The following is a 17,955-nucleotide window of genomic DNA, read 5'->3' as shown; positions in this document are numbered from 1 at the left end:
TCACCTCTCCTGCATAGCTGTAACTTCCCCGTTTTCCACTCGAAAAACTGCGCCGTTCGCAAGTCCCTTAACAGCATTTTCATTACATGCGGTTATAAAAACCTGCATATTTTTTACCGTCTCAAAGACAAGCGCCTGACGGCTTTCGTCAAGCTCGCCCATAACGTCGTCCAGTAGAATAACCGGAGCTTCTGCGCTTTTTTTGAAATATATCTCAGCCTGACCCAGTTTCATAACCAGTGCGGCTGTTTTTTTCTGTCCCTGTGAACCGAATTCTTTGATATTCATTCCGTTTATTTTAATGATCAGATCGTCTCTGTGAGCTCCCCACAAAGTATAACCAAGTCTGATATCATCGTCTATTGAACCGTTAAGCTTCATAAAATACTTCGCAACTGCGTCGTTTCCGTCATTACCTTCAGGAATTTGACTGCCGAAAATGTTAGAATTATATTCAATAGTCAGAATTTCTTTTCCGCCTGTAATACGGCTGTAAAGGTTCTGGCAGGTTTCATTCATTTTTTTTACGTATTCATTTCTTTTTACAGAAATAAAAGTACCTATTGCCGCTATCTGCTGATCCCAGACATAAATACTGTCCCTTTGCGCTTTTCCGGCGGCAATTGATTTGAGAAGCGTATTTCTGTGATTCAGAAGCAGATCGTATCTTCTCACGGAATCCAGACACCTGCCGTTAAGCTGACAGCAGCACAGATCAATAAAAGTTCTGCGTTTTTCCGGACTTCCTTTTATCAGTTCAGTATCGTCGGGAGTAAAAACCACTGCCTTGAAGCAATCAAACAGTCCGTTAGTACCCTTAATAGAAACGCCGTTCAATTTTATTTTTTTATCCCGTATATTTTCACGGCTCATTGAGTACTCAATTTTTTGAGTTCTTCTTCCGTCGTAAAATGCCATACCAAGCTCCATAATATTGCCGTCAATAGAGATATAGTCTCTGTCTTTGGAACCACGAAAGCTTCTGCATCCGGTCATAAGCCATATGGCTTCAAGAAGATTTGTTTTTCCCTGAGCGTTCATACCGGTAATAAGATTATATTCAGGGTGCGGACTTATCACAGCGTTTTTTAAGTTTTTATAGCCATTTGCCTTTACTGCTGTTACGTACATTTAAATCACTCTGACTGTAAAATTTTCTACTGAAACCTCATCGCCTCTGCGAATTTTTTTTCCTCTCATTGTGCATACTTCGCCGTTTACAGTAACTGATCCGTGCTGTATAAGCTCCTTTGCGAATCCGCCTGTATCGGTCAGTCCTGCAAACTTTAAAAGCGAATCTAGCTTTATATATTCTGTTTTTATTTGGGTTTCTATAATCTCTTTGTCCATTTCCTTTCCTTTCTCTTACTTTTTTGAAAAAAAGTAAGCAAAAAACTTTTATTTCGATTTTAGTTTACTGGTATATTTTTCATAAGGCTCGACAAGTAAGTAAAAATAGAATTGAAGAAAAAATTTGAAAAAAGCTGGGCAAAAACTTTTATACCGTATATAATCAAATTAATTTTCTTTACAAACACTTGCAAAGCAGCTTTTTAAAAAACTGAGAAAATTTAATTTGTCATTTTCTTTGCTTGTGCAAAGAAAATAACGAAAAGAAACACCCTTCTTTCTTTGTTCACACAAAGAAAAGAAGCAAAGAAAGGTAACGACTGCTTAACCCTTTTAAACTATCACGCAAGGTTCTCTCCCAAAACTGTGCTGAGACATTTCTGCATCTTGCGATCTCCTTTAAGTTGCTCCCATCTTCATTGGGCGTGACTTTTAGACGTCACGTCTTGCCTTTTATGGGTAAAACAATTAGTTCAGAAACTGTATGACGGATAAAATTCGGCGCTTTATACACCGTAATCCTGACGCGGCGTTTAAGCGAACGCATTTCTTTTTAACTTTCTTGTTGCGATACAAGAAAGTTAAAAAAGGGAAGTTTTAAAGAATATTGTTTCTTTGCTTCGACATCAGTCACGAGACAAGAAATGAACAAGTTCAATTTGAAAGTCTTTGTAAAACTTTCTTTCAGAAAGTTTTATCAGCCTTTTATCTGAACCGGCATAACAATAAACGTAAAACTGTCCCCCTGAAAAGGTACTATTTTTACCGCTCTGTTCGCCCCTATCATCTGAATTCTGACTTTATCCGTATCCGCAGCTTTTAAAGCGTCGAGCAGATACTTGTTATTAAAGCCTATAAGTACGCTTTCGCCGTTTATTTCAGCTTCAATACTATCGTCAAGTCTGCCAATACCTGTTTTACAGTTTATTTTAATTTCACCGTTTCCGAAAGTACATTTTACAGGAGCTTTATTCTTTTCATTAAGCAGCAGCGAGCATCTTTCCAGACAATGAACGATATCGCTGGTTTTTACAATTACCTCAGTTTTAAATTCCTTAGGCACGCTGTTTTTATAATTATGGAATTCTCCCTCAAGAAGTCTTGTAAAAATTCTGTACCCATTTATATCAAAAAGAATATGTTTTGAATTTACGAAAATTTCACAATCATTTTCCGCGTCCTCTTTAAGAATTCTTGAAGCTTCAAGAAGCGCCTTTGACGGTACAACAAAATAATGCTTATCAGCACAATTGATTTTTTCATATCTGATAGCAAGTCTGAAACCGTCTATTGCGACCATATTTATTCCGGAATTTTCAATATCAAACAGTTCTCCGGTAAGTATCGGTTTTGCGTCGTTAAGAGAAGTTGCGTAATTTGTCTGATTTATCATGCTTTTTAATACTTCCTGATTAATCAGTATAGGATTTTCTCTTTCAATTTCAGGAAGCGCAGGATATTCCTCAGCGCTTATTGCAGATATCTGGTATTCGGCATTTCCTCCGTATATTTTCATATTCAGATTATCATCTATGTCATAAGTAATTAAGTCGGAGGGCATTCTTCTTGTTATTTCACTGAATAGTCTGGAGTTTAAAACTATTTCTCCCGTATCGGAGGAATCGCATTCAATATAAGTCGTTATACCGATCTCAAGATCGTACCCTGTAAGCTCAAGGGAAGACATGTCCAGACGTAGCTTTATACCCTCCAGAGCTGCAATAGTCGATTTAGGTGAGACCGCTTTTGAAACATTATTTATAGCGGAGCATATATCTTCTTTTTTACATGTAAATTTCATTTTTTCTCCTTCCTGTTTTATTCAGAAATTTTTTTATTTGACTTTTAACAAAGCGGGAATTTTTCAATTAGAAAAAAACAGTTTTTTTTATCAATAATATAATATAAATTAATTTTATAAATAGTAGTAGTAGTAGGGGGTGTTGAAAAGTTGGAATTATAGGAAATTTTCAGTAAAATCGGTAATCAGACGGTAAAAAGTTTTCCTTATAGCCTGTGTTGATAAAATGTGGACATGTTTAATTTGGATTTTTGTGTTGAGGGTGTTGAGAAATTGTGTGTTGAAAGTGGAAAAATTGGGGATTTTTTTGTGGAATCACAATTTTCTTTTAACATACTGTTAATTTTCTGTTTTTTGAAATATGTGGAATTAATTTTACCTTCAATATACAAATGCTTGATTTTATTGAATTTATAATTCAACATAACTTTCAACAGTCTGTTGAAAACTGTGTTGAAATACAGTGCAATCGTTGAAAAGACTTATTTTTTATCAAAGAAACAAGTTTCTTTGAATTTTTTCTTAACTTTCTTGTCTCGTACATTCTACGCTTTATAAAAGTGTAAGCAAAACATATTTGTCATTTTCTTTGATTGCCCAAAGAAAATAACGAAAAGAAATGCCCTTCTTTCTTTGTTCACACAAAAGAAAGAAGCAAAGAAAGGTAACGACTGCGCAATCCTTTTAAACTATCACGCAAGGTACTCTCCCAAAACTGTACTGAGACATTTCTGCCACTTACGTTCTCCTTTAAGTTGTCCCCATCTTAATTGGGTGTGAATTGTAGATTAAATGTCTTGCCTTTTACGGGGTGAACCATTAGTTCAGTAGTTGTAAGGCGGATAAAATTTTTCTTTGTTTTACTTTCTTTCATATGAAAGAAAGTAAAGTACGTGTTTCTTTGGTTCGTTTCTTGTCACGAGACAAGAAATGAACAAATATATTTGTCTGCGTTTTTTATAAAGCGCAAAAAATTTTCTAAGCTTTTTTAAAAGCTGCTTTGCGAGACTTTAAAAAGAAAATCAAGTTGATTATGTTCGGCATAAAAGTTTTTGCCAAGCTTTTTTCAAATTTTTTCTTCAATTCTCTTAAAAAGTAACTTTGCGAGTCTTTAAAAAGAAAATCAGGTTAATGAAGTACGGCATAAAAGTTTTTTTGCTTACTTTTTTTTCAAAAAAAGTAAGTCAGGCATTGTTATGATCCTTGATATTTTTAATTATATCTTCAACAAGTTCTTTAAGGTGGGCGTCTTTTTTTATGCTTGCGGATACGTTATTGACTGCGTATACTATAGTAGAGTGGTCTCTTCCGCCGAATTCAGTACCGATAGAGGCAAGGGGCATCTGAGTGATCTCACGTACAACGTAAACTGCAACCTTTCTTGCTATTGAAATCTGTGAGGAACGCTTGGTGGAGCGTATATCTTCCGGAGTTACTCCGTAGACGTTTGCAACCTCTGCAATAATTTTTTCCACTGTAATAGGAAGAGGCTGATCGTCGTTGAGAATATCTCTGATAACGCTTTGCGCCATTGAAATGGTAGGCAGACTGCCTGCGTAATGATTAAGAGCCTTGAGTTTTTTTACCGCACCCTCAAGCTGTCTGATATTGGTTTTGATTTTATTGGCGATAAACTGCGCCACATCATCGGGAATTTTAAGCTCTAGAAGTTCTGCTTTTCTTTTAATAATTGCCATTCTCGTTTCAAAATCCGGAGTTGAAATATCGGCGATAAGTCCGGATTCAAATCTTGAACGTATTCTGTCTTCAAGAGTTTTTATGGCTTTTGGAGGACGGTCGGAAGTCAGTACTATCTGTTTACCGTCCTGATAAAGAGCGTTGAACGTATGGAAAAATTCCTCCTGAGTACTGTCCTTACCGGCGATAAACTGAATATCGTCTACGAGAAGAACGTCCGCACTCCTGTATTTATCGTGAAATGCTGCGGTACTTTTAGTATGAATAGCGTTGATAATTTCACTTGCAAAAGTTTCACCCGTTACGTAAACGATTTTCAGCTTATCGTTATTGCGTTTCATTTCATTTGCCGTAGCAGTGATAAGGTGTGTTTTGCCCAGTCCCGACGGACCGTATATAAAGAGTGGGTTATATACCATTCCGCCGCCTTTTGCAACGGCTGTACAAGCAGCATAGGCAAATTCATTGGAACTGCCAACGATAAATGTATCGAATGTATAGTCGTATTTTGCATATTCGTAGCTTTTTTCAAGTTCCTGCTGCTTTTCATCGAGAGAATCAAGATCTACGGGAGAAGAAATTTTATTATCATCATCGGGAATTCTGATTTCAATTTCTACGTCGAAACCCAGAGTTTCTTTAAATCCGTTCTTTAAAAGCTGTTCATAGTTTGATAGTACAACTCCCCGCTGAAAGTCGGAATCTACCATAAACACCGCTTTATTGCCCTCAAGATTTACAGGCTTCAAGTTTTTTATCCATAATTTTAAAGCGACGTCCCCTATGCCTCCGACTTCTTTGCAGTAGTCTACTACGCAGTTGAATAAGTCTTCAAAGGAATTCATAGTATTTTTTACCTCCGAACCGGAAACTTTTCAGTTTCCTATTAGAATTACAATTAATAATAGTATAACATAAATTGTTGAAAAGTGCAAGCCCTGCTTTTTGAAAAAAAGCAGAGGATATAAAACTGTTCTTTAATGTTCTGCGTACTTAGTAATTAACTGTTTAACCTTATTGGAAAGGTATAATCAGACTAAAATTATTTTCGTAGTTACCTGTCGAGCCTTATTGAACAGATATAATCAGACTAAAGACGATATAAAAGTATTTGCTGAGATTTTTTCTTAATTTTTTCTTATATTCTCATACTTACCTGTCGAGCCTTATTGAACAAGTTATATCAGACTAAAGACGATATAAAAGTATTTGCTGAGCTTTTTTCTTAATTTTTTCTTATATTCTCATACTTACCTGTCGAGCCTTATTGAACAAGTTATATCAGACTAAAGACGATATAAAAGTTTTTGCTAAGCTTTTTTCAAAAAGCGTAAAAAATATTTCTGTAAAAAGATAAAAAAACTCTTGACAAGGAAGAAAAGAGCATGTATAATAATTTAGTGAAATGCATTTTACGGGTAAAATGTATCTGAATTGAAAATAACGCATAAAAGCGTTTAATTAGACGTTTTTGTAAGAAGGAGGAGAATTAGAATGAAAAGAACATATCAGCCTAAGAAAATTCACAGAAAAAAGGAACACGGTTTCCGCAAGAGAATGTCAACTTCAAACGGAAGAAAGGTTCTTGCCCGCAGAAGAGCTAAGGGAAGAGCAAGACTTACTCACTAATTAAAGATAGACCACATTTTTTGTGGTCTTTTATTTTAAATAAAAGAGTATATAAAATTATTTCTTTTTTATTGCAATTTTGAAATTTATAGTGTATAATAATTTTATATAAAGATAAAGGAATATTATACCTTGAGGTATAAAAAAATAAAATTTATGCTTTATACTAAAACAATAAATAAAAATAAAAGTTTTCTCTATCTTTACAAAAAGGGAAAATGCATAGTGTCCAAAAACGTTGTTATTTATGTGAGACGCAACAATAAACCCTACAATATGCTCGGTATTACAGCCGGAAAAAAAGTGGGCAATGCCGTTGCTAGAAATCGTGCGAAGCGAGTTATAAGACAAGCTTACAGGGAAAATGAAATCAATATGCCTATAGGAATTGATATGATTATTGTGGCAAGGTCTTCTGCATGCAGAATAAAAAGCGGCGTTTTAAGCGGATACCTGAAAAATAAAGGAATAAATGAAATCAAAGCGGCAGCTTTCGGAGAAAAATAAATGAAATATATTTTTATGGGTTTTATTAAAGTCTATAAGAAAATTATTTCTCCACTTTTCCCGCCCTGCTGTAAATATCACCCTACTTGCTCGTCCTATGCTCTTGAAGCACTGAAAAAACACGGTTTTATCAAGGGCGGCTGGCTTGCGGTGTGGAGAATACTCCGCTGCAATCCTTGGAGCAACGGGGGAATAGATTACGTGCCGGATAAATTTGATATCCTGGGACGTCATCGCTAGAATAAAAAAAGATAGGAGAAATGCTGATTTGGGACCGATAGGCGAACTGCTCGGCAAACCGCTGGGCTGGATAATGTACTGGATTTACGAGGTTGTAAATAATTACGGATTTTCAATTATAATTTTTACGCTTCTTACGAAAATAATTCTTCTTCCTATTTCTTACAAGCAGCAGCTTGGAACAGTAAGAATGCAGGCTTTGAATCCAAAGCTCAGTAAGCTGAGAAAACAATATGCAAATAATCAGCAGAAGCTTGCTGAAGAACAACAAAAGCTATACGCTGAAGAAGGCGTTAATCCTATGGGAAGCTGTCTGCCGCTGATTATTTCGATGATCATACTTTACGGCGTGCTGGACGTTGTTTACCGTCCGCTTTCGCATATTCTCAGAATTTCTTCCGCAACACTTGAAAAGGCTAAGGATATTATTGAAGCAAGCGGTATTGCTAAAGGAGATAAGTCTTTTACTTCACGTCCTGAGCTTTCAATATTGAAGTATGTTAAGGAAAATCCCGATCTATTTTCGGATATGGGCAGCGATTTTGTAGATAAAGTTTCAAACTTTAAAAATACTTTTCTCGGCGTAGATCTGGGCGTTATACCTACAATTCACCCTGATACGTGGAGCAAGGCGGCAGTAGCTCTTGTTATGATACCGATAATATCCGGTCTTGTTCAGCTTCTTTTTACAATTTATTCACAGTATAAGTCAAAACAGATGAATCCTGATATGCCTAATATGGGCGCTATGAAGATAATTATGTTCGTTATGCCGGTGTTCTCGGTATGGCTCGCTTTCTCAGTACCTGCCGGCGTTGGCTTTTACTGGATATGGTCTTCGGTATTTTCATTTTTGCAGTCTTTCCTGCTTTATGCTTATTTCAGTCCTAAACGTATCGAGGCTATAAATGTTAAGCTTAAAGAAAAAAATAAAAATAAAAAACCGGGACTTATGCAAAGAATGATGGATCAGCAGGCTGAAATGCTGAAACAGCAGGAACAGGCTAAAAAAGGCGGACGGGCAGATTATAACGCTGAAACAGAGGGAATGTCCAAATCTGAGAGAAATAAATATAACAGAGAGCTTATTAACGAAGCAAGAAAGCGTATGGCTGAAAAATACGGCGATGAATACAGAGAAGACGACAGCGAGTAAGTACGGGCGCTGAAAGGAGAGTTAAAAGAAAATGGCAGATGAAATAGTAGAAATGGTCCCTATGGACAAATGCGGCGTTTTTACGGGAAAGTCGATTGAAGATGCTAAGAGAAAGGCTGCGGACGATTTTCAGATACCTCTGAAAGATATAAAATTTAAGGTTATTGAGGACGTTAAAAAAGGCTTTTTCGGTAAAATTAAAACTGAAGCTAAAGTTTGGGCAGGATATAACGAGCCTGACGACCTGGGTCCCGATTATATGGACGTGAAAAGAAAAGAACTGGTCGAAAAAACTAAAATGGACGCATGCAGAAATTATCTTGATAAAGTACTTGATAAAATGGGAATTGAACATGATATCTCTATTACTACTGTTGAAACCGGAATTTTTGCCGATATTGACAGCAAGGGATCAGGTGCGGTGATCGGCAGAAGAGGGGAGACTCTCGACGCTTTGCAGTACCTTTCCTCACTGGTTGCAAACAGAATTGAAGGAGATTATATCAGAGTTTCTCTGGATAGCTGCGGATACCGTGAAAAAAGAGAAGAAACTCTTAAAGGTCTGGCTGAAAGAATAAGTGAAAAAGCTCTGAAAACCGGTAAATCAACTGTTTTAGAACCGATGAATCCGTATGAAAGAAGAATTATTCATTCGGTTGTTTCTAAAATAGAAGGCGTAAATTCAAAGTCCATCGGGGAAGAGCCTTACAGAAAAATTGTTATAGCTTCGGATAATCCCAGAAAATATAATAATAAGCGCAGAAAAAGCGGTAATGATAATAATAAAAAAATTGATGAACCTATGTCGTTTGATTATAAAACCAGTTTTGAAAAAGATTATAAAAAACCAAAGCCTGAAGACGATATCAATGCGGGGCTTTACGGAAAGATTGAGCTTTAATAAAGCCAAATTAATTTCATGGCGGCCTTGTGCCGCCTGTTTTATTTTGTGAGGTGTTGTTTATGTCGACTATAGCCGCTGTTGCTACTCCTGACGCTGTGGGAGGAATTTCTGTTATACGTATTTCCGGTGAAAAATCTCTTGAAATAGCTGACAAAATCTTTAAAAATTACGCCGGAAAAGCGCCCTCTCAAATGGACGGTTATACCTGTGCATACGGACAAATCATTAATGATAATAATGAAAAAATAGATGATGTAGTATTGACAGTATTCAGAAATCCCAAAAGCTATACTGGGGAAGATGTTGTTGAAGTATCATGTCATGGCGGAAGATATATTACTAAAAAAATATTAAGAATGATATATAAATATGGTGCAGAACCGGCACAAGGCGGAGAATTTACAAAAAGAGCATTTTTAAACGGTAAAATGTCATTGACTCAGGCAGAGGCAGTAATGGACATAATAAGCTCGGGCGGAGAAAGTCAGCTTAGATATGCAAACGCTCTGAAAGACGGTGCGGTATTCCGACGAATAAATAAAATTAAAGAAGGTATTGTAAATATTCTCGCAGACCTTGCAGCTTGGGCAGACTTTCCTGAAGAGGACGTTCCGGAAGTAAAACCGGAAGTTTTGGGAGTGCAGATAGATAGAGTGGTAAAAGATTTAACTAAAACTTTAGATACCTATGAACATGGAAGAATTGTCAGGGAAGGTATTAATACTGTAATATGTGGTAAGCCAAATGTTGGTAAGTCAACTCTTATGAATTGTCTAAGCGGTTATCAGAGAAGTATCGTTACCGATATCGCAGGTACTACCCGTGATATAATTGAGGAAAATGTAAGAATAGGAGAACTTACGCTGCGTCTTTCGGATACTGCGGGAATTAGAGAAACAGACGACATTATTGAGAGTATGGGCGTAGATATTGCCTACAAAAAAATTGATGAAGCAGATTTGATTCTTGCGGTTTTTGACAGTACTTCGGAACTTGAGCCTAAAGATTTTGAAATTATTGAAAAGCTAAAAAATAAAAATTGTATAGCAGTGATAAATAAAATTGACGGGGAAACAAAGATTGATAAAGATTTTATTTATTCAAATTTCAAAAATATCGTTGAGATCTCTGCGAAAAATGATGAGGGAATAGAAAGACTGCAAAAGATTCTTGAAGATATGTTTTTATATGACAAGTCTGAAGCAAGCGATGGTATTATAGCAAATGAGAGACAAAAAAATTGTATTGAAAAGGCTCTTTCAAATACAATCGAAGCAAAAACGATACTTGAAAACGGTGAAATGCTGGACGCTGTAACGGTTATGCTGGAAAGTGCGGCGGACAATTTAATGGAATTGACAGGGGAGAAGTCCTCGGAAAAGGTCATAGACGACGTGTTTTCAAGATTTTGTGTAGGAAAATAAGATTAATTAAAGAAAAATGTTCCACGTGGAACATTTAAATATGGTGATTATATGAGTTATTTTATGGGAGAATTTGACGTCGCCGTTGTGGGCGGCGGTCACGCCGGAGTTGAGGCGGCACTTGCGTCTGCAAGACTTGGCTGTAAAACAGTACTTTTTACAATTTCACTTGACCAGATCGCTAATATGCCATGCAATCCGTCAATAGGCGGTACCGCAAAGGGACATTTGGTACGTGAAATTGACGCTCTGGGCGGTGAAATGGGTAAGGCGGCAGATAAATGCTTTATTCAGAGCCGCATGCTTAATAAAGGAAAAGGTCCTGCGGTGCATAGTCTTAGAGTTCAGGCGGATAGAATGAGATATCATGAGTACATGAAAAAAGTATGCGAGGCTCAGGAAAACCTTTTTATTAAACAGGGTGAAGTGGCTGAAATACTGACAGAAAATAAAAGTGTCTGCGGTATACGGACAAAGCTTGGCGCTGAATACAAGGTAAAAGCGGTGATTATAGCAACAGGTACATATCTTAAAGGGAAGATACATATTGGTGAGGAGTCCTATGAAAGCGGTCCGGACGCTGCTTTGCCTTCTACTGTTTTGTCTGAAAGTCTTAGAAAAAACGGGATTGAAATACGCAGATTCAAGACCGGAACACCGTGCAGGGTGCATAAACGCAGTATTGATTTTGAAAAAATGGAAAAACAGGACGGTGACGAGCATATCGTACCTTTTTCCTTTGAGACTGACCAGTCTAAAATGGAAAATATTGTTTCATGCTATGTTACATATACCAATGCCCGGACTCACAAGGTAATCCTTGACAATCTTCACAGATCGCCTTTATATTCCGGAAGAATTGAGGGTGTGGGACCGAGATATTGTCCGTCAATTGAGGACAAAATCGTAAGATTTGCCGATAAGGAAAGACATCAGCTTTTTGTTGAACCAATGGGTCTGGATACCGATGAATACTATTTGCAGGGTATGTCGTCCTCGCTTCCTGAGGACGTTCAGTTGGCGTTTCTGCGAACAATAAAAGGACTGGAAAATGTAGAAATTATGCGTCCTGCATACGCTATAGAGTATGATTGCTGCGATCCGGTACAGATGAGATCAACTCTTGAATTTAAAAATCTGGAGGGTCTTTACGGTGCGGGACAGTTTAATGGCAGTTCCGGATATGAAGAAGCGGCGGCTCAGGGAATGGTTGCGGGAGTGAATGCCGCACTGAAAATACAGGGCAGAGAGCCTATGATACTCGACAGGGCAAGCTCATATATCGGTACTCTTGTGGACGATCTTGTGACAAAAGGCTGTGCTGATCCTTACAGAATGATGACTTCACGAAGCGAATACCGTCTTGTTCTGCGTCAGGACAATGCCGATCAACGACTTACTCCGATTGGTTATAAAATCGGTCTTATTTCGCAGGAGCGTTATGACAGACTTCAAAAAAAGATTTCTGATACCGAAAACGAGATAAAGCGTGTTAGAAAACTTAATATTGCACCGTCTGATAAGCTTAACAGGTTCCTTGAAGAAAAGGGTACTGCGTCTTTGAATACAGGCTGTAAGCTTGCAGATCTTATAAGACGTCCTCAGCTTGGATATGATATGCTGGCTGAATTTGACACGGAAAGACCTGAACTTGATTTTGAAGTACGGGAACAGGTGGAATTGCAGATCAAGTATGAGGGATATATTGCAAAGCAGATGGAACAAATTGAAATAATGAGAAAAATGGAGTCAAAAAAATTGCCTTCAGACCTTGATTACAGTAATATTCGGGGACTGAGACTTGAAGCAATTGAAAAGTTAAATAAACAAAAGCCTGAAAATATTGGTCAGGCTTCGAGAATTTCCGGAGTTTCTCCGGCAGACGCTTCAGTTTTGGCAGTATGGCTTGAGCAACAGGGGAGATTAAATGGTAAGTTTTAAACAATGTGAAGAGCTGTTTGTGGAAAACGGTCTGGAGTATTCTGAAAAGCTCCATGAAAAGCTGTGCATTTATTATGAATTTTTAATTGAGTATAATAAAAAAGTTAACTTGACCGCTATTACTGAGTGTGAGGAAGTGTGGGTCAAGCATTTTCTGGACAGTATTCTGCTGTCAAAATATGCAAAAATACCTGAAAAGGCATCTCTTATAGACGTTGGAACAGGGGCAGGATTTCCGTCTGTACCTCTAAAGCTATACAGGGAAGATATCAGTATTACTCTTCTTGATAGTCTGAACAAGCGGATAAAATTCCTTGACGAGCTTTGTGAAAGACTTGGAATAAAAGTTATAACAGTGCATTCGAGAGCAGAGGACGCTGCTAAAAATGTGATGTACAGAGAAAAGTTTGATGTTGCTACGGCAAGAGCCGTTGCGGCTATGCCGGTGCTTTGCGAGTATTGTATGGGATTTGTAAAAAAAGGCGGAATTTTTGCTGCTCTTAAAGGTCCGGGGGAAAGTATAAAAAACGCAGGAAATGCAATAAAAACAATGGGCGGAAAGGTTTCAGACGAAATTGATTACAAGCTCAATGGTTTTGAACAACGAAAGCTTTTTATTGTTGAAAAAATATCGCAGACTTCATTAAAATATCCCAGAAACAGCAGTCAGATAAAGAACAAGCCTCTATAAAATTAAAAAATAATGCCGTATTTTCCCCTTTTATTTATATTAAAAGGGGAATTTTTGTGTGGAAATAATTTCCCTTATAAGGTAAAATTAAAGTATCAAAAGGAAAGGAAGTTAAATATGGCAGCATTTTTAAATTTTACAAAGGAGAAAGAAAAAGAAGAAAATCGTGTAGTACAGATCCCTATATCTGAAATAGTTCCGAATCCTCATCAGCCTAGAACGGAATTTGATTACAACGATATAAGTTCACTGGCAGAAAGTATTTGTCAAAACGGTATTTTACAGCCTCTTTCGGTGAGAAAAGTTGATAGGGGATACGAACTGATTGCCGGGGAAAGACGACTGCGTGCGGCAAAGCTGGTACAGCTGAGATATGTGCCGTGTATTATATTGGATATTTCCGCCCGGACAAGCGCTGTTTTGGCATTAGTTGAAAATATTCAGCGTCAGGATCTGTCTTTTTTTGACGAAGCAAACGCAATTGAAAAGCTTATCAGCTATTATGGTATGACGCAGGAGGACGCTGCTCTAAAGCTTGGAAAAGCACAGTCTACAATAGCAAATAAGCTTAGAATTTTAAAGCTGAGTGATGAAGAAAAGGAGCTTATAACAAAATTTAATCTTACGGAAAGACATGCAAGAGCATTATTAAGACTGGGAAGTAAGGAAGAGCGTCTGGAAATCATCAATAGGGTGATAAAGTTTAATCTGAATGTTGAGCGTACTGAACAGGCAATAGACGAGTACATAGGAAAGGCAAAGGATAAGGAAAGCTATAGAAAAAGAAGTAAGGTTTTTCAGAATGTGAAGATATTTGTAAATACTATTAACAAAGCAGTAGAAACTATGAAGGCGGCAGGAATTCCTGCGGATTCTAAAAAAATTCAAAATGAGGACTATATAGAGTATAGGGTTAAAATTCCAATAATGAATGGAAATAAGAATTTTTAAGATAATTTTAAAATGGTTAAGCTTTTATATAGAGCTTAACCAAATTTTTATGACGGAAACCAACAAGAGACCTGACCTTTAAAATTCACAACCAAGTAAGATGGGTGAAGTTAAATAGAGAACGCAAGTAGAAGATATGTCTCAGCACAGTTATGGGATAGTACCTTGCGTGATAATTTGAAAGGGTTACGCAGTCGTTACATTTCTTTGCTTCTTTCTTTTGTGTGAACAAAGAAAGAAGGGTGTTTCTTTTCGTTATTTTCTTTGCACAAGCAAAGAAAATGACAAATAAAAAAATTTTGTCAGCTTTTTCAAAAGTTGCTTTACGAGTCTTTAAAATGAAAGTTAAGTTTATGAAATTCGAAATAAAAATTTTTATTCTTTGCAAAAGTAACTTTGTGAGTCTTTAAAAAAATGTTTTGAATTAATGAAAATCGGCATAAAAGTTTTTGCCAAGCTTTTTTCAAAAAGCGGAGTGTTCCACGTGGAACATTTTTTTATACAAATAATCAACAAAAAATCTTTAAATATCTTTACAGGAGAGAAGGAAAGTGGTATAATTTAATATAGTACTGAAAAAGGAGGAAATTCAATGGGAAAGGTCTATGCAGTTGCAAATCAGAAAGGCGGTGTGGGAAAGTCTACCACCGTTGTAAATCTTGCGGCTTATCTTGGTTCTAGGGATAAGAGAGTGCTGTGCATTGATATAGACGCACAGGGAAATACTACGACAGGTCTTGGAATCAGAAAAAAATCCATTGAATACTCTTCATACGACGTTTTGATCGGTCAGGCGAGAATTCAGGATACTATTATTAGAACCGAATTTAAAAATGTCAGTATAGTTCCGGCTACTTCCGCCCTTGCAGGCGGTGAAGTAGAAATGATAAATATTGATGACCGAATGAACAGACTGAAAATGCAGCTTCTTACCTGCCGATTGGATTATGATTTTATATTTATTGATTGTCCTCCGTCTCTTAGTCTTATAACTATAAACGGACTGGTGGCATGCGACAGAATTATTGTTCCCATGCAGGCTGAGTTTTTTGCTCTTGAGGGACTTAGTCAGCTTATGGAAACTATAAAAATTGTAAAGACAAAGTATAATCCGACTATTGATATTGAAGGAATTCTGTTTACAATGTTTGATCCGAGACTTAATGTCAGCGGACAGGTTGTGGAAGAAGTTGAAAAGTATTTTCCGGGTAAGATTTTTAAGACTAAAATTCCGAGAAATGTAAGACTTTCAGAAGCTCCCAGTCACGGAAAACCGGTAATGTACTATGATAAAAGTTCAAAGGGAGCGGAATATTACGAGCTTTTAGGACTGGAAATTTTAAATGAAGAACCTCCGAAAAAGAAAGAAAAGAAAAAATTATTCGGAAGAAAAAGAGAAGGTGTGTAAATGGCGTCAAAAGGAGGATTGGGCACAGGTTTAAGCGCCCTTTTTGAAGACAACAAAACAAATACTGATTCAGGTCAGACACTGAGAATTACAGAAATTGAGCCGAACAGGGAACAGCCCAGAAAAAATTTTGATGATGAATCAATTTCAGCGCTTGCGGAATCAATAAAGCAGCACGGTATTTTACAGCCGTTGCTTGTAAGACCGTACGGCAGCGGATATCAGATAGTTGCAGGTGAACGCAGGTGGAGAGCTGCAAGAATGCTGGGTCTTTCGGAGGTTCCGGTACAGATAAAGGAATTATCCGATTTAGAAGCAATGCAGATAGCGCTGATTGAAAATCTACAGCGTGAAAATCTTAATCCCGTTGAAGAAGCTAAGGGATACAGCGAGCTTGTGGAATCCTTTGGAATGACTCAGGAGGACGTTGCAAAAACTGTAGGACGTTCCCGTTCTTCCGTTGCGAACGCTATGAGATTGCTGGCTTTGCCTGATGAAGTACTGGAAATGCTTGAAAACGGCGAGCTTACGGTCGGTCACGGAAAGGCTTTGCTTGCATTTGACGATGAAGAAAAAATGCTTGAAGCTGCAAAAAAAGCAGCTCAGGGACTGATAAACGTAAGATCCTTGGAAAAAATGGCAAGTGATAAGGGTGAAAAAACGGCTGTTACAAACGAGCGTATTGACAGCTATTTCAAGGAAATGGAAATCGGTCTTCACAATGCTCTGGGCAGAAAGGTGAAGGTTGAATACGGTAAAAATAAAGGGGCATTGATCCTTGAATTTTATGATAAAGAGGATCTGTCAGCCCTTGCAGATAAATTATCAAAGTAAAGGAAGTAAAATAAAATGCTTGACATTAAAATTATCAGAGAAAATCCGGATAGGGTTAAGGCGGCTTTGAAAACAAGAAATGCCGACTATGACAGCTATATTGATGAAATTCTGGAAATTGACGAAAAGAGAAGAAAGCTTTCTACCGAAACAGACGCTTTAAAGGCTGAACAGAATAAGGTATCAAAGCAGATTCCGATTATGAAGAAAAACGGTGAAAATACTGACGCTGTTATGGCTGAAATGAAGGAAATTTCTGAAAAAATCAAGAATGACAATGCAGTTATAAGCGAACTGGAAACTAAGCAGAGGGATACTTTACTGAGAATCCCGAATATTCCGTCTGAAACTACTCCTATAGGCAAGGACGACAGTGAAAATGTTGAATTGAGAAAGTGGGGAGAGCCTTCAAAGTTTGACTTTGAACCGCTTGCGCACTGGGATATAGGTAAAAATTTAGGTATACTTGATCCGGAAACGGCAGCTAAGGTAACAGGCGCAAGATTTCATTTTTATAAAGGACTTGGCGCAAGACTTGAAAGAGCTGTAATCAGTTATTTCCTCAATACTCACACTGAAAACGGTTATACGGAAGTACTCCCTCCGTACATGGTAAACAGAGCGTCAATGACGGGCACAGGTCAGCTTCCGAAGTTTGAAGAGGACGCTTTCAGAGTTGCAAACAACGATTATTTCCTGATACCGACTGCTGAAGTTCCGGTAACAAACATGCACAGAGATGAAATTTTATCGGGCGACAAGCTGCCGATCAAGTACTGTGCTTATTCCGCATGTTTCAGAGCTGAAGCGGGAAGCGCAGGCAGAGACCAGAGAGGTCTTATCCGTCAGCACCAGTTTAACAAGGTTGAATTGGTAAAATTTGTTGATCCGGCAACCTCTTACGACGAACTTGAAAAGCTTACAAACGACGCAGAAAGAGTACTTCAGGGACTTGGTCTGCCTTACAGGGTTGTTGCGCTTTCCACAGGTGATATAGGATTCTCAAGCGCTAAAACTTACGATATTGAAGTATGGATGCCATCATATAACAGATATGTTGAGATATCAAGCTGTTCTAATTTTGAGGATTATCAGGCAAGACGTGCGGCAATCAGATTTAAGAACAGTCCAAAGGACAAGGCTCAGTTCGTTCATACTCTTAACGGTTCGGGTGTTGCAGTGGGCAGAACTGTTGCGGCTATTCTTGAAAATTATCAAAATGCAGACGGAAGCGTTACTATTCCCGAGGCTCTTGTACCGTTTATGGGTACTGATATTATTAAATAATTTAATGCGCCGAAGATTTATAATTTTCGGCGCTTGATTTTAGTTTAATTAACTGGTCGGGTCTTATATATATTATATCATCGTACTAAAGACGAATTAAAAGTTTTTTGCTTACTTTTTTTCAAAATTTTTTC

16 protein-coding genes are annotated in these 17,955 nt (G+C 37.5%); 12 read left to right on the top strand and 4 right to left on the bottom strand.

Annotation, left to right across the window (positions count from 1 at the left end):
- The 4 genes from recF to dnaA form a co-directional block, all read right to left on the bottom strand.
- Positions 1 to 1,131 carry a DNA replication/repair protein RecF gene (gene recF / locus OCV67_RS04425; RefSeq protein ID WP_147642673.1) on the bottom strand — a complete coding sequence of 377 codons (1,131 nt, stop codon included), beginning with the start codon at positions 1,129 to 1,131 and terminating at the stop codon, positions 1 to 3.
- Entirely contained in the window at positions 1,132 to 1,350 is a 219-nt protein-coding gene (locus tag OCV67_RS04420; protein ID WP_147642671.1) for an RNA-binding S4 domain-containing protein, read from the bottom strand.
- A gap of 697 nt (positions 1,351 to 2,047) precedes the next feature.
- Positions 2,048 to 3,151 carry a DNA polymerase III subunit beta gene (gene dnaN, locus OCV67_RS04415; RefSeq protein ID WP_147642669.1) on the bottom strand — a complete coding sequence of 368 codons (1,104 nt, stop codon included), beginning with the start codon at positions 3,149 to 3,151 and terminating at the stop codon, positions 2,048 to 2,050.
- A 1,184-nt stretch (positions 3,152 to 4,335) separates the two neighbouring features.
- Positions 4,336 to 5,694, bottom strand: coding sequence for a chromosomal replication initiator protein DnaA (gene dnaA / locus OCV67_RS04410; protein WP_147642667.1), 1,359 nt, complete (start codon positions 5,692 to 5,694; stop codon positions 4,336 to 4,338).
- A 649-nt stretch (positions 5,695 to 6,343) separates the two neighbouring features.
- Between dnaA and rpmH the strand changes: the two genes are divergently transcribed.
- From rpmH to serS, 12 genes are all read left to right on the top strand, one after another.
- Positions 6,344 to 6,478 (top strand): 50S ribosomal protein L34, encoded by a 135-nt coding sequence (gene rpmH, locus OCV67_RS04405; RefSeq protein WP_147642665.1) that lies wholly within the window; start codon positions 6,344 to 6,346, stop codon positions 6,476 to 6,478.
- A 156-nt stretch (positions 6,479 to 6,634) separates the two neighbouring features.
- The gene (rnpA, locus tag OCV67_RS04400; protein ID WP_147642928.1) at positions 6,635 to 6,985 is read left to right on the top strand and encodes a ribonuclease P protein component; all 351 of its coding nucleotides are present in this window, start codon (positions 6,635 to 6,637) and stop codon (positions 6,983 to 6,985) included.
- A complete protein-coding gene (gene yidD, locus OCV67_RS04395; RefSeq protein ID WP_147642664.1) occupies positions 6,986 to 7,225 on the top strand; it encodes a membrane protein insertion efficiency factor YidD in 240 nt (79 codons plus the stop codon).
- Positions 7,226 to 7,253: 28 nt separating this feature from the next.
- Positions 7,254 to 8,381: a YidC/Oxa1 family membrane protein insertase gene (locus OCV67_RS04390; RefSeq protein WP_147642662.1), complete on the top strand. Its 1,128-nt coding sequence runs from the start codon at positions 7,254 to 7,256 to the stop codon at positions 8,379 to 8,381.
- Between the two features lie 31 nt (positions 8,382 to 8,412).
- Entirely contained in the window at positions 8,413 to 9,282 is an 870-nt protein-coding gene (gene jag / locus OCV67_RS04385) for an RNA-binding cell elongation regulator Jag/EloR (protein WP_147642660.1), read from the top strand.
- Between the two features lie 62 nt (positions 9,283 to 9,344).
- Positions 9,345 to 10,709 (top strand): tRNA uridine-5-carboxymethylaminomethyl(34) synthesis GTPase MnmE, encoded by a 1,365-nt coding sequence (mnmE, locus tag OCV67_RS04380; RefSeq protein ID WP_147642658.1) that lies wholly within the window; start codon positions 9,345 to 9,347, stop codon positions 10,707 to 10,709.
- A 51-nt stretch (positions 10,710 to 10,760) separates the two neighbouring features.
- Positions 10,761 to 12,650 (top strand): tRNA uridine-5-carboxymethylaminomethyl(34) synthesis enzyme MnmG, encoded by a 1,890-nt coding sequence (gene mnmG / locus OCV67_RS04375; RefSeq protein ID WP_147642657.1) that lies wholly within the window; start codon positions 10,761 to 10,763, stop codon positions 12,648 to 12,650.
- Entirely contained in the window at positions 12,637 to 13,341 is a 705-nt protein-coding gene (gene rsmG / locus OCV67_RS04370) for a 16S rRNA (guanine(527)-N(7))-methyltransferase RsmG (RefSeq protein WP_147642655.1), read from the top strand. The genes mnmG and rsmG overlap by 14 nt, the downstream gene beginning before the upstream one ends.
- Before the next feature lie 117 nt (positions 13,342 to 13,458).
- A complete protein-coding gene (locus OCV67_RS04365) occupies positions 13,459 to 14,292 on the top strand; it encodes a ParB/RepB/Spo0J family partition protein (protein ID WP_147642653.1) in 834 nt (277 codons plus the stop codon).
- Between the two features lie 592 nt (positions 14,293 to 14,884).
- Positions 14,885 to 15,700, top strand: a complete 816-nt coding sequence (locus OCV67_RS04360) for a ParA family protein (RefSeq protein ID WP_147642651.1) — start codon at positions 14,885 to 14,887, stop codon at positions 15,698 to 15,700.
- Complete coding sequence (locus OCV67_RS04355) at positions 15,701 to 16,534, top strand: ParB/RepB/Spo0J family partition protein (RefSeq protein WP_147642649.1); 834 nt, start codon at positions 15,701 to 15,703, stop codon at positions 16,532 to 16,534.
- Positions 16,535 to 16,549: 15 nt separating this feature from the next.
- Complete coding sequence (gene serS, locus OCV67_RS04350) at positions 16,550 to 17,821, top strand: serine--tRNA ligase (protein ID WP_147642647.1); 1,272 nt, start codon at positions 16,550 to 16,552, stop codon at positions 17,819 to 17,821.
- Positions 17,822 to 17,955: the final 134 nt, after the last annotated feature.

It is taken from the genome of Porcipelethomonas ammoniilytica (assembly GCF_025567485.1).
Classification (GTDB): Bacteria; Bacillota; Clostridia; order Oscillospirales; family Ruminococcaceae; genus Porcipelethomonas; species Porcipelethomonas ammoniilytica.
The sequence above is the reverse complement of the archived record's forward strand: the minus strand, read 5'-3'. Positions and strand labels throughout refer to the sequence as shown.